The sequence below is a fragment of the Streptomyces nymphaeiformis genome, from assembly GCF_014203895.1.
Classification (GTDB): Bacteria; Actinomycetota; Actinomycetes; order Streptomycetales; family Streptomycetaceae; genus Streptomyces; species Streptomyces nymphaeiformis.
Map to the genome: position 1 here is coordinate 1 of NZ_JACHJY010000001.1, position 12,418 is coordinate 12,418.

At 73.0% G+C, this 12,418-nt stretch carries 10 protein-coding genes and 1 rRNA gene; 6 read left to right on the forward strand and 5 right to left on the reverse strand.

Features of this window, described 5'->3' with window-relative positions; genetic code table 11:
- Positions 1–92 (forward strand): 5S ribosomal RNA (rrf, locus tag GGE06_RS00005); the annotation flags it as partial.
- Positions 93–186: 94 nt separating this feature from the next.
- Here rrf and GGE06_RS00010 read toward each other — a convergent pair.
- The 5 genes from GGE06_RS00010 to GGE06_RS00030 are packed head-to-tail and all read right to left on the reverse strand — an operon-like array spanning position 187 to position 5,612.
- Complete coding sequence (locus GGE06_RS00010) at positions 187–1,497, reverse strand: DUF58 domain-containing protein (protein WP_116160677.1); 1,311 nt, start codon at positions 1,495–1,497, stop codon at positions 187–189.
- Positions 1,498–1,509: 12 nt separating this feature from the next.
- Entirely contained in the window at positions 1,510–2,493 is a 984-nt protein-coding gene (locus tag GGE06_RS00015) for an AAA family ATPase (protein WP_116160678.1), read from the reverse strand.
- Positions 2,490–3,704: a DUF4350 domain-containing protein gene (locus tag GGE06_RS00020; protein WP_184929758.1), complete on the reverse strand. Its 1,215-nt coding sequence runs from the start codon at positions 3,702–3,704 to the stop codon at positions 2,490–2,492. The genes GGE06_RS00015 and GGE06_RS00020 overlap by 4 nt, the downstream gene beginning before the upstream one ends.
- On the reverse strand, positions 3,701–4,393 hold the full coding sequence (locus GGE06_RS00025) for a DUF4129 domain-containing protein (protein ID WP_116160680.1): 693 nt from the start codon (positions 4,391–4,393) through the stop codon (positions 3,701–3,703). The genes GGE06_RS00020 and GGE06_RS00025 overlap by 4 nt, the downstream gene beginning before the upstream one ends.
- Before the next feature lie 4 nt (positions 4,394–4,397).
- A complete protein-coding gene (locus tag GGE06_RS00030) occupies positions 4,398–5,612 on the reverse strand; it encodes a DUF7847 domain-containing protein (RefSeq protein ID WP_184929759.1) in 1,215 nt (404 codons plus the stop codon).
- 330 nt (positions 5,613–5,942) lie between these two features.
- On the opposite strand from GGE06_RS00030, the gene mtrA reads away from it, so the two are divergent.
- The 5 genes from mtrA to hpf all read left to right on the forward strand — a co-directional run bounded on the left by mtrA (position 5,943) and on the right by hpf (position 12,344).
- Positions 5,943–6,620, forward strand: a complete 678-nt coding sequence (gene mtrA / locus GGE06_RS00035) for a two-component system response regulator MtrA (protein WP_010356958.1) — start codon at positions 5,943–5,945, stop codon at positions 6,618–6,620.
- A 1-nt stretch (position 6,621) separates the two neighbouring features.
- Positions 6,622–8,604 (forward strand): MtrAB system histidine kinase MtrB, encoded by a 1,983-nt coding sequence (gene mtrB, locus GGE06_RS00040; protein ID WP_116160695.1) that lies wholly within the window; start codon positions 6,622–6,624, stop codon positions 8,602–8,604.
- Positions 8,594–10,459, forward strand: a complete 1,866-nt coding sequence (locus GGE06_RS00045) for an LpqB family beta-propeller domain-containing protein (RefSeq protein ID WP_116160696.1) — start codon at positions 8,594–8,596, stop codon at positions 10,457–10,459. Before mtrB ends, GGE06_RS00045 begins: the two co-directional genes overlap by 11 nt.
- 105 nt (positions 10,460–10,564) lie before the next feature.
- Entirely contained in the window at positions 10,565–11,368 is an 804-nt protein-coding gene (locus tag GGE06_RS00050) for a ComF family protein (protein ID WP_184929760.1), read from the forward strand.
- A 295-nt stretch (positions 11,369–11,663) separates the two neighbouring features.
- Entirely contained in the window at positions 11,664–12,344 is a 681-nt protein-coding gene (gene hpf / locus GGE06_RS00055; RefSeq protein WP_376593531.1) for a ribosome hibernation-promoting factor, HPF/YfiA family, read from the forward strand.
- The last annotated feature ends 74 nt before the right edge of the window (positions 12,345–12,418 follow it).

The window sequence follows — 12,418 nt, forward strand, 5'->3', positions numbered from 1 at the left end:
CGCCCGGTTACATTCCGAACCCGGAAGCTAAGCCTTTCAGCGCCGATGGTACTGCAGGGGGGACCCTGTGGGAGAGTAGGACGCCGCCGAACAATCATTGTGGGAAAGCCCCGCACCTCATGGTGCGGGGCTTTTCTGCGTTTACGGCCCGGACTCCCTTTCGGGGGGTGGGTTGGTACTGCTCTCTCAGAGGCGGCCGGCCGCCTTCAGGGCGAGGTAGGCGTCTGCCAGGGCCGGGGCGAGGGTGTCGGGGGTGGCGTCGACGACCGTGACGCCGTGGCGCTGGAGCTGGTCCGCGGTGCGGGTGCGCTGGGATTGGGTCTGGGTGGCCGCGGCGGCCTCGTAGACGGCTTCGATCGTGCCGCGGGCCGCGGCCATGCGCGTGACGTGGGGGTCGGCCACGGAGGCCACCAGGAGCGTGTGGCGCTGGGCGAGCTGCGGGAGGACCGGGAGGAGGCCCTCCTCGATCGGGGCGGCGTCGAGGCTGGTCAGGAGGACGATCAGCGAGCGGCGCGGCGCGCGTGCCAGCGCGGTCGCGGCCAGACCGCGGGCGTCGGTCTCCACGAGTTCGGGTTCCAGCGGGGCGAGGGCCTCGACCACGGCCGGCAGGACGTCTCCGGCGGAGCGGCCCTGGACCTGGGCGCGGAGGCGGCGGTCGTACGCCAGGAGGTCCACGCGGTCGCCGGCTCGGGAGGCGAGCGCGGTGAGGAGGAGAGCCGCGTCCATGGAGGCGTCCAGGCGCGGCACGTCGCCGACGCGGCCGGCCGAGGTGCGGCCGGTGTCGAGGACGATCAGGATGTGCCGGTCGCGCTCGGGGCGCCAGGTACGGACCGCGACGGTGGTCTGGCGGGCCGTGGCCCGCCAGTCGATCGAGCGGGTGTCGTCACCGGGGACGTACTCGCGGAGGCTGTCGAACTCCGTGCCCTCGCCGCGGGTGAGGACGCTGGTGCGGCCGTCGAGCTCGCGGAGCCTGGCCAGGCGCGACGGCAGGTGCTTGCGGCTGGTGAAGGGCGGCAGGACGCGGACCGTCCAGGGGACCTCGTGGTGGCCCTGGCGGGCCGCGAGGCCGAGGGGGCCGAACGAGCGGACCGTGATCCGTTCCGCGCGGCGGTCGCCGCGGCGGGTCGGGCGCAGGCTCGTGGTCAGTCGGCGGCGCTCTCCGGCGGGGACCGTCAACCGCTGGCGCGAGGAGGCCTGTTCGGTGCCGGGGAGCCAGCTGCTGGGCGGCCAGGCGTCGCGGAGCTGGGCGCGGAGGCGGCGGCGGGACGGGTTCGTGACGGTGAGCTGGACCTCGGCCCCGTCACCGAGTCGAACGGATGTATCACCACTTCGGGTGAATTGGAGCGTTCGTACTGGCGCCGCCAGGGCGTAGTCGCACAGAATTGCGAGGGAGAGGGGCGCGTTCACCGCGAGCATCCCCGCCCAGCTGGGGGCGAGGATGCCGACGGGGAGCGATCCGAGGGCGGCGAGTAGCGCGGTTCGTCCGGTGAGGGCCATGGGGCGCCGTTCTCAGCGGGGTACGGGGACGTGGGCGAGGATCGAGTTGATGACGGAGTCGGGGGTGACCCCCTCCATCTCGGCCTCGGGCCGCAGGTGGATGCGATGACGCAGGGTGGGGAGAGCGAGGGCCTTCACATCGTCCGGGGTGACGTAGTCCCGGCCGGTGAGCCAGGCCCAGGCGCGGGCGGTGGAGAGCAGGGCGGTGGCGCCTCGGGGGGAGACCCCGAGCGTGAGCGAGGGGGATTCACGCGTGGCACGACAGATATCGACGACATAGCCGGCGATCTCGGGGGAGACCGAGACCTTGGCGACGGCGGCCCGGGCCGCTTCGAGCTCGGCGGGGCCCGCCACGGGGCGGACGCCGGCGGCCTTCAGGTCGCGGGGGTCGAAGCCCTCGGCGTGACGGGTGAGGACATGGATCTCGTCCGCGCGTGAGGGCAGAGGGACCGTCAGCTTCAGCAGGAACCGGTCCAGTTGGGCCTCGGGGAGCGGGTAGGTGCCCTCGTACTCGACGGGGTTCTGCGTCGCCGCGACCAGGAAGGGCTCCGGGAGGGCGCGCGGGCTGCCGTCGACCGTGACCTGACGCTCCTCCATCGCCTCCAGGAGGGAGGACTGGGTCTTCGGGGGCGTGCGGTTGATCTCGTCGGCGAGCAGCAGGTTGGTGAAGACCGGGCCGGGCTGGAAGGAGAACTCGGCGGTGCGGGCGTCGTAGACGAGGGAGCCCGTGACGTCGCTCGGCATCAGGTCGGGGGTGAACTGGACGCGCTTGGTGTCGAGTTCGAGCGCGGCGGCCAGCGAGCGGACCAGGAGGGTCTTGGCGACTCCGGGGACGCCTTCGAGGAGGACGTGTCCCCGGCAGAGCAGGGCGACGACGAGACCGGTGACGGCGGGGTCCTGGCCGACCACGGCCTTCGCGATCTCGGTGCGCAGGGCCTCCAGGGAGGCGCGGGCGCTGTCCGAGTCCGTGGCGGTCTCGGGGGTCGGGGCGCTCATGAGGTGCGTACCTCTCTTTCGAGGGCGTCGAGTTGGTCCGCCAGGCGGATGAGGGTGGCGTCGTCGGCGGGAGCCGGGCCGAAGAGGAGGTTCCTGGGGTCCGCGGTGGTCTCGGGGAGACGGGCGGAGAGTGCGGGGAGGAGGAGGTCGGGGGAGTGGGCGTCCTGGACGGGGACGCCGAGGAGCGGGGCGAGCCGTGTGCGGGTCGCGGTGCGCAGGACGGAGGCGGCGCGGTCGCGGGCGTTCGCCTTGCGGTAGAGGCGGGCGCGGCCCTCGGTGGCCTCGGAGGCGCGGAGGGCGACGGGGAGTCGTTCGGTGACCAGGGGGCCGAGGCGGCGGCCGCGCCAGAGGGCGGCGAGCAGGGCCGCGAGGGCGAGTTGGAGGGTGGCCCACCGCCAGCCGGAGGGGATGAGGGCGAGGAAGTTGCCCGTGGTGTCGTCGGCGGGTGCGTCGGTGGTGGCCGAGGTGTCGGAGAGGGAGGGGAGGTACCAGACGAGATGGGGCCGGGAGCCGAGGAGTTGCAGGGCCAGCGAGGCGTTGCCGAGTTGGTCGAGACGGGAGTTGTAGAGGATGTCGGGCGAGCCGATGAGGACGGTGTCGGCGCTTCCGGTGCTGGAGCCGGTGCCGGGGAGGAGGACGAGGGTGGGCAGGCCTTCGGCGCGGTAGCAGGTTTCGGCGGTGGTGCCGGGGGAGAGTTCGTAGCGTTCGCCGCCCAGGTCGACGCTGCCGGCGCGGGTGGCGGCCGGAAGGGTGCAGGCGGGGGCGCGCTCCGTCACGAGGGTGCTGGGGGCGCTGGTGACTCCCGGGGCCAGGGTGCCGAGGGAGGCGTGGCCGGCACCGACGAGGACCGTGCGGGCGGCGGAGGCCTTCATCGCCGTGTGGAGCGTCGACTGTTGAGCGTCCGTCAGCAGGTCGGGGGTCGTCACCAGGAGAGTGGCGTCGGTGTCCGTGGCCGCCGTGGCCTCGGCCAGGGTGGTGGCGAGGGTGACGGTCACGCCGCGGGCCTTGAGGAGTTCGGCGACGGCGCGGCTGCCGTGGGGGTCGGCGGAGCGCGGGTCGAGGGCGCCGTGGGCGTCGGTGGACCGGACCGTCGCGAGGGCGAGACCGCCGGTCAGGACCAGGGCGACGACGAGGACCGCGCCGCGGACGCGGGTCCACACCTGGCGGGCGGAGGGGGCGGTCGAGGTGGTGTGGGTGACCGGGCGGCTCATGCGGGCGTCCCCGTGGAGGCGGCGTCGAGGGTGGGGCGGGTCCGCTCCAGGGCGGTGTCCAGTTCCTCGACGCGGCGGTACGCGGGCTCGTCGGCGGTACGGCCGCCGTACGTGACGTCGTCGAAGGTGCGGGCCGCGAGGCGCAGGTCGTCCGCGTGGGAGGGGAGGGAACGGCCGGCTTCGGCGGCCGCCTCGTCTGCGGTGCGGCCGGGGCGCGGTTCGAGGAGGGTGCGCTCCTCCAGGGAGCGGACGATGGCGCGCATCCGTTCCTGGACGGCCTCGTTCCAGCGGCCGGCGGAGGCGTGCTTGGCGGCGGCCGTCCGGTGGTCCCGGGCGGTGCGGGGGCCGTCGGCGAAGAGGGAGTCGCCGGTGGTGCCGGGCGCCCGGTGCGGGGTGCCGAGGCGCCACCAGAGGGCGGCGACGAGGGCGGCCACGAGCACGACGATGACGATGAGGCCGAGGACGCCGCCCGGGGTGGCCGTCGAAGCGGCGCCGAAGAGCTCGTCGACCCACTCCCAGAAGCGGCTGAGGCCGCGCTGGAGGAGGTTCGGGTCGTTCTCGTGGTACTTCGGATCGGACAGCTCCCGCTCCGCCGCCTCGCGGGCGGGGACGCGGGAGATGTCCACCGGTGTGTGGCCGTCGCCGCGCAGCCGGGCCAGTGCCGCGGCCGCTCCCCCCGTGAACGTCACCGCATCAGCCCCCGACGGCGTCGGTGCCGGGTGTGGGGCCGTAGCCGGGGAGGCCCGCCGCCCGGGCCAGTTCGAGGTCCAGGGCTTCGCGGCGGATGCGCTGGTCGACGTAGAGGAGGACGGTCACGCCGGCCGAGATCGGGTAGGTGATCGCGCTGGTGATGACACCGCCGATGCCCGTGACGATCAGGAACGGCCAGCCGAACGTGGTGCTGTTGCCGGAGAGCAGACCGGTGAAGCCCTCGCTGTCGACCAAGAAGCCGATGATGGTGAACGGGATCGTGATGATCATGGCGAAGAGGGCGAGCAGAAGCTGCGTCAGCAGGGTGATGCCGAAGATCCGCCACCACGAGCCCTGCACCAGCTTCGCCGAGCGCTTCAGGGACTGGACGACGCCCCGGCGCTCCAGCATCAGGGCCGGGGACGAGAGGCTGAAGCGGATCACCAGCCAGACGTCCGCCACGATGGCGCCGAGACCTCCGAGGAGGGCCAGTGCCACGCCGGGGGCGCCGCCGATCAGGAGGCCCGGGAGCAGGCCGACCGTCATGACGGCGACGGTCATCGCCGCGAGCAGCAGGGTCAGGCCGAGGAGCTGGAGCAGGCGCGGGCGGGCCTCCTGCCAGGCGGAGCCCAGCGAGACCGGGCGGCCGAGGACCGCGCGGCTGATGACGACGGTCAGCAGGGCGGCGCTCACGAGCGACGCCATCATCGTCACGAGGAGCGAGGGACCCAGGGCGATCACGGAGGACTGCGCGGAGTCGAGGGACTGCTGGATCTGCTCGGCGGGCGTGGCGTCCGGATCGAGCTTCGGGGCCGCCGGCACGAGGTACCGCTGGGCCAGGATGTTGGCGATCTGGGAGATCACCGCGACCGTGACCGTGATGGAGAGGACCGTGCGCCAGTAGGTGCGGAGGGTCTTCACCGCGCCGTCGAGGATCTCGCCCATGCCCAGCGGGCGCAGCGGGATGACTCCGGGCTTCGCGGCCGGAGCCCCGCCCCAGTTGACGTTCGGGGGCGGGGCTCCCCAGTTCTGGCCGGGCGCCGGGGGCGGGGTCCCGTGGGACGGCGGGGACCACTGGCCGGCGGGCGGCTGGTCCTTGGACCACTGGGCGGCGGAGCCGTTCGCGTCGGCCGAGGAGGCGGGCCCGGGGGTCCCCGAGCCGTCCTGGCCGCCGGAGGGGGCGGATCCGGGCGAGGTCCAGCCCGGAGTGTCGTTCACGGTCGTCCACCTCGGAGGAATGGTCGCGGTGCCGGATCGGCGAACCGGCTCGGTCACGGCGGCCGACACCTGACACGGCGGCGGGCCGGGTGCCATCGTGCCACGCGGGGCCCGCCCGTGGGCCGGAGCCCGCATCTCCTTCGTACCTTTGTCCGGACCTTCATTGTGCGAGCGGCAGACGGCACACTGTGCGGATGCCCGATCGGACCGCACGAACCGTGCGCCGACGGGCCGAGCGGGCCGTCTGCCACGAGAGCGGGGCCCGGGCAGGGGGAGGGGCTGTGGGACAGGTCACGGCAGGTAACGATTGGCTAATGGGATGATGTCGATATGAAGGGACGCGTTCTTGTCGTCGACGACGACACCGCACTGGCCGAGATGCTCGGCATCGTGCTGCGGGGTGAAGGGTTCGAGCCGTCGTTCGTCGCGGACGGTGACAAGGCGCTTGCCGCTTTCAGAGAGGCCAAGCCCGATCTGGTGCTGCTGGACCTGATGCTGCCCGGGAGGGACGGCATCGAGGTGTGCCGGCTCATCCGCGCCGAGTCCGGGGTGCCGATCGTCATGCTCACGGCGAAGAGCGACACCGTCGACGTGGTCGTGGGCCTGGAGTCCGGGGCCGACGACTACATCGTGAAGCCGTTCAAGCCGAAGGAGCTCGTCGCCCGTATCCGGGCGCGGCTGCGGAGGTCCGAGGAGCCGGCTCCCGAGCAGCTCACCATCGGCGACCTGGTCATCGACGTGGCCGGGCACTCCGTGAAGCGGGACGGGCAGTCCATCGCCCTGACCCCGCTGGAGTTCGACCTGCTGGTCGCGCTGGCGCGCAAGCCGTGGCAGGTGTTCACGCGTGAGGTGCTTCTGGAGCAGGTCTGGGGCTACCGGCACGCGGCCGACACCCGCCTGGTGAACGTGCACGTCCAGCGGCTGCGCTCGAAGGTCGAGAAGGACCCCGAGCGCCCGGAGATCGTGGTGACCGTCCGCGGTGTCGGCTACAAGGCGGGGCCGAGCTGACATGAGTGTGGGCAGCGCTGCTCCGAAGCCCGGGAATCCGGGAGTCCGTACGGGGCGGACTGCCGGTCCGGGGCGGGGGGGCTCGCGATTCGGCCGTCTGCTCCGCAGCAGGGCGGTCCTGCGGCTCTTCGCACGCTGGGTGCGTCGGCCGCTGCTGCCCGCCGTGCGGCTGTGGCGGCGGAACATCCAGCTGCGGATCGTCGCGGGCACCCTGCTCATGTCGCTCGGCGTGGTGCTGCTCCTCGGCTTCGTCGTCATCGTGCAGGTCCGCAACGGCCTGCTCGAAGCCAAGGAGAGGGCCGCCCAGAGCCAGGCCGCCGGAGGGTTCTCCGCCGCCCAGGACCGGGCGGCGACCACCCCTTCCGCGCCCGGCCAGCAGGACGGCGTGCGGACCGGTGTCTCCGTGAACTGGCGCTCCACGCTCGTCGAGCAGCTCGCCAGCGGTGGCCAGAGCGCGTTCAACGTGGTCGCGCTCTCCCTCGACAGCAGTGACACCGCGAGCCGGGGCGCCCGCGCCTCCGGCGAGGTCGACCCGGCCACGAGCATCCCGGCCGACCTGCGGCACGACGTCGCGCAGGGCACCGGCACGCTCCAGAAGTTCTCGCGGATCCACTACACCAGCGGCAAGGCGTCCGAGCCGGGCCTGGTGATCGGCAAGCGGCTGAACGACGCCGACGGCGACCAGTACGAGCTGTACTACCTCTTCCCCCTGAGCCAGGAGGAGGACTCCCTCACCCTGGTCAAGGGCACCCTGGCGACCGCCGGGCTCTTCGTCGTCGTCCTGCTCGGCGCCATCGCCTGGCTCATGGTGCGCCAGGTCGTCACGCCCGTGCGGATGGCCGCCGGGATCGCCGAACGGCTCTCCGCCGGCCGCCTCCAGGAGCGCATGAAGGTCACCGGCGAGGACGACATCGCGCGCCTCGGCGAGGCCTTCAACAAGATGGCCTCCAACCTCCAGCTCAAGATCCAGCAGCTGGAGGAGCTCTCGCGGATGCAGCGGCGCTTCGTCTCCGACGTCTCGCACGAGCTGCGCACCCCGCTGACCACGGTCCGGATGGCCGCCGACGTCATCCACGAGGCCCGCGTCGACTTCGACCCCATCACCGCGCGCTCCGCCGAACTACTCGGCGACCAGCTCGACCGCTTCGAGTCGCTGCTCTCCGACCTCCTGGAGATCAGCCGCTTCGACGCGGGCGCGGCCGCCCTGGAGGCCGAGCCGATAGACCTGCGCCAGGTCGTGCGGCGGGTCATCGGCGGCGCCGAGCCCCTCGCCGAGCGCAAGGGCACCCGGATCGTGGTCCTCGGCGACCAGCAGCCCGTGGTGGCCGAGGCGGACGCCCGCCGCGTCGAGCGGGTGCTGCGCAACCTCGTCGTCAACGCCGTCGAGCACGGCGAGGGCCGCGACGTCGTCGTGAAGCTCGCCGCCGCCGGCGGGGCCGTCGCCGTGGCCGTACGGGACTACGGCGTCGGACTCAAGCCGGGCGAGGCCACCCGGGTCTTCAACCGGTTCTGGCGCGCCGACCCGGCACGCGCGCGTACCACCGGCGGTACGGGCCTCGGCCTGTCGATCGCCGTCGAGGACGCGCGGCTGCACGGCGGCTGGCTCCAGGCCTGGGGCGAGGCCGGCGGAGGCTCGCAGTTCCGGCTCACCCTGCCGCGCACCGCGGACGAGCCGCTGCGGGGGTCGCCGATCCCGCTGGAGCCGGAGGACTCCCGGCGCAACCGTGAGCAGGCGGCCGCCGGACGCGACCGGGACCGGCTCGCGTCGGTGCCGCCGCAGCCCGTCGGCGACCGGTCGGCCCTCTCCGTACCGCCGAGGCTGCCCGAGGCGCCGCGGGCGACCGTCGACCCGACGGCGCTGCCCGGCAGCGGCGCGCGGGTCGTGGCGCGAGCGGCGACGGACGGTGACGGCGGCGGTACGGGCCCGGCGACGGCCGGGGGGAACGGGCATCTGGAGCAGGAGGACGGGACACGTGGGCGCTGACTCCCGAGCGGAGCACGCGGGGCGGGGACGGAGCACACGCGCGGTGGTCCTCGCCGCGTGCGGCGGACTCCTGGTGACCGGGTGCGCGACGATGCCCGACAGCGGGGACGTACAGGCCGTGAAGGGGGCCGGCACGGGCGACTCGCAGGTGCGGGTCTACGCCGTCGCGCCCCGGGAGAACGCCGACCCGGACGAGATCGTCGACGGCTTCCTGGAAGCCATGACCAGTGACGACCCCGGCTTCGCCACCGCCCGCAAGTACCTCACGAAGAAGGCCGCGCAGGGCTGGAGGCCGGAGCAGAGCATCACCGTGCTCACCACCGCGCCCGACCGCGAGCAGGCCGACCGCAACGCCGACCCCGACAACCAGGGGCGTGCCTTCCCGCTCTCCGGCCGGAAGATCGCGACCGTGGACGCCCGCCACGGCTACCAGCCGAACAGCCCCGCCGAGTACCTGCAGTCGATCCACGTCGTGCAGCAGCCCCTGGCGAACGGCAAGGGCAAGGAGTGGCGGATCGACAGCCTCCCGCCCGGCCTGATCCTCGGAGAGGCGGACTTCCTCCGCAACTACCGGTCGGTCAACAAGTACTACTTCGCCTCCGGGGAGGACTGGGTCGTCGCCGACCCCGTCTACATCCGGCAGCGGCAGGACCCCGTCACCCGGATGGATCCGGTGACGCAGACGGTCAAGGCGCTGCTCGAAGGCCCCACGAACTGGCTGAAGCCCGCCGTCGACTCGCAGTTCCCCTCCGGCACGGAGCTGAAGGCCGGCGTCACCACCCTGACCACGGACGACCAGTCCACGCTGCGGGTGCCGCTCAACGCCAAGGCGGACCGGGCCGGCGGCGAGGCGTGCCGGCGGATGGCGGCGCAGCTGCTGTTCACGCTGGGCGACCTCACCTCCGTGCGGGTCGAGCAGGTGGAGCTCCTGGGCTCGGGCGGGCAGTCGTTGTGCCGGCTCGGCAAGGGGCAGGCGGTCGAGTTCGCGGCGGTGCGGGACACCGACCGCGAGGAGCACCCGTACTTCGTCGACGAGCACGGCAAGCTGATGATGCTCCTGGTCGGCGGCAAGGAGGCGAACGCGCCGGTCGAGGTGCCGGGCCCGTTCGGCAAGGGCACGGTGCCGCTCCGTTCGGTCGCCGTCGACCGGGGCGAGACCCGGGCCGCGGGCGTCGGGCAGACCGGCCGCGAGCTGATCGTCTCCTCCATCACCACCGAGCAGGACCCGCTGCCGCCCGTCCTGACCAGCAGGGCCGCCCGGCCGGACGACCGGCTTTCCGCGCCCAGCTGGGACGGCAGGGGCGATCTGTGGGTCGCCGACCGGGACCCCGCAGCGCCCCAGCTGTGGATGGTGCCCGACGGCACCGGCCACCCCGTGAAGGTCCGCACGCCCTGGCTCGGGGACGGCGCCCGCATCGAGTCCCTGCGGGTCTCCGCCGACGGGGTACGGATCGCCCTGGTCGTCACGCGCGGCGAGCGCACGACCCTGCAGATCGGCCGGATCCAGCGGCAGACGACCGACGAGGAGCAGATCGTCTCCGTCCTGGACCTCCAGCCCGCCGCGCCCCGGATGGAGTCGGTCAAGGCCGTCTCCTGGGCCGGACCCAGCCGGCTCGTCGTGGTCGGCAGGGAGGCGGGCGGCGTCCAGCAGATCCGCTACCTCCAGACCGACGGCTCGACCTCGACGACCTCCGTGCTCCCCGGCCTGAACGGGGTGACCTCGGTGGCCGCTCCGCACGAGGAGACCGTGCCGGTGGTGGCCGACTCCGACGACGACGGGATCGTGCGGCTCGCGCCGGGGACGAACTGGCAGCCGGTCGCCAAGAAGGGGTTCTCGCCGGTCTACCCCGGATAGCCGTCGAGCGAGGGCCGTGAGGGCCGCACCTGACGTACTTCGGGCTCCGCGGGTGGGTTTTCCACAGGGGTGGCCGGGAGGCGCCCGGAGGCGCACAGTGGAGCCATGCGGGGGTGGTGGCGCGAGATCGCCGGACTGGTGCTGCCGGTCGCCTGCGGAGGCTGCGGCAGGCCGCGGACGGAGCTGTGCCCGGCCTGCGCGGACGCGCTCGCCGGGACGCCGCCGCGCAGGGTGCGGCCCGCGCCCGAGCCGCCCGGACTGCCCGTCGTCCACGCCGCCGCGCCGTACGCCGACGCCGTGCGGCAGCTGCTCCTCGCCCACAAGGAACGCGGGGCGCTCACGCTCGCCGGGCCCCTGGGCGGCGCCCTCGCGGGGGCCGTGGAGGCCGCTGCCCCGCCCGGTGCGGGTCTCGCGGACGGACCGCTGCTCCTCGTACCGGTGCCGTCCTCGCGGCGCTCCGTACGGGCGCGTGGGCACGATCCGACGCGGCGGATCGCGCTGGCCGCCGCAGCCCGGCTGCGGCGGGCGGGGCGGCCGGCCCGCGTCGTGCCCGTGCTCCGGCAGCGGCGGTACGTGGCGGACCAGGCGGGTCTCGGGGCGCGCGGGCGCCTCGCGAACCTGACCGGGGCGCTGGAGGTCGTGCCGGGCGGCGCACGGCTCCTGACGGCGGGACGGGTGATTCTCGTGGACGACCTGATGACCACGGGTGCCTCGCTCGCGGAGGCGGCGCGCGCCCTCGGAGCCGTACATCTTCCGTTCATTCAGGGAATACCGCACGGCTTACCGGCCGGTTCGGCGCAGCGTGAAATCGAACAGCGGGCGGCGGCTGTGATCGCATCCTCTCCCGCTTCGTTCGAAATAAACCGGAACTCGCCGGAAACTTGGATCGTTGCAGGTGGTGAGAGGTGAAAGCACCCGTACGGAGGTATGTCGCGGTAGAGGGTGCCGACACCCGTCCGAAGGGGCTATGTTCGGTTGTGAGGAATGGCGAATGCCATCGCCTCACCGAATACATGGTTGCGCCTACAGGACAGGAGTTCAGGGCGAATTAACCTCTTGTCGATGGGGTGGAGATCTTGTCGACTGGGGAGGAGGAGGTCGAAGTCGCCAAGTCCGAGCTCCGGTGACCCACCGGAGTCTGGTGCAAAGGGAGATGCCCGGCGGCCAAGGAGCCGACCAGGGCGATCCGGGAACGGAGTTCTGCGTGGACATCGTCGTCAAGGGCCGCAAGACCGAGGTGCCCGAGCGGTTCCGCAAGCACGTGGCCGAGAAGCTGAAGCTGGAGAAGATCCAGAAGCTCGACGGCAAGGTGATCAGCCTCGACGTCGAGGTGTCCAAGGAGCACAACCCGCGGCAGGCCGACCGGTCCGACCGCGTGGAGATCACCCTCCACTCCCGAGGCCCGGTGATCCGGGCGGAAGCGGCGGCAGCCGACGCGTACGCAGCGCTCGACCTCGCCAGCGACAAGCTCGAGGCGCGACTGCGCAAGCAGCACGACAAGAGGTACACCCGCCGTGGCAACGGCCGGCTGTCCGCGGCGGAGGTCGGGGACGTGGTGCCCGGCGCCGCGAAGCTCAACGGCGACGGCCAACTGGCCGTCGACGAGGCCGACAAGGTGCCCACCACGATGATGGGCTCCATCGAGGTCCAGGGTGAAGGCCCGCTCGTGGTGCGCGAGAAGACCCACCGGGCCGCACCGATGACGCTCGACCAGGCGCTCTACGAGATGGAGCTGGTCGGGCACGACTTCTACCTCTTCGTCGACTCCGACACCAAGCAGCCGAGCGTCGTCTACCGGCGACACGCGTACGACTACGGCGTCATCCATCTGGAGAGCGACCCGCTCGCCGAGGGCGGCGGCGCCGGCGGTGCGCTCGGCGGCTGACCCGCCGCACCGCACACTTCCGAACAGGTGTCCTTCTCGGTGCCCCTGGAGCGCGGTTCGCGCCCCCAGGGGCA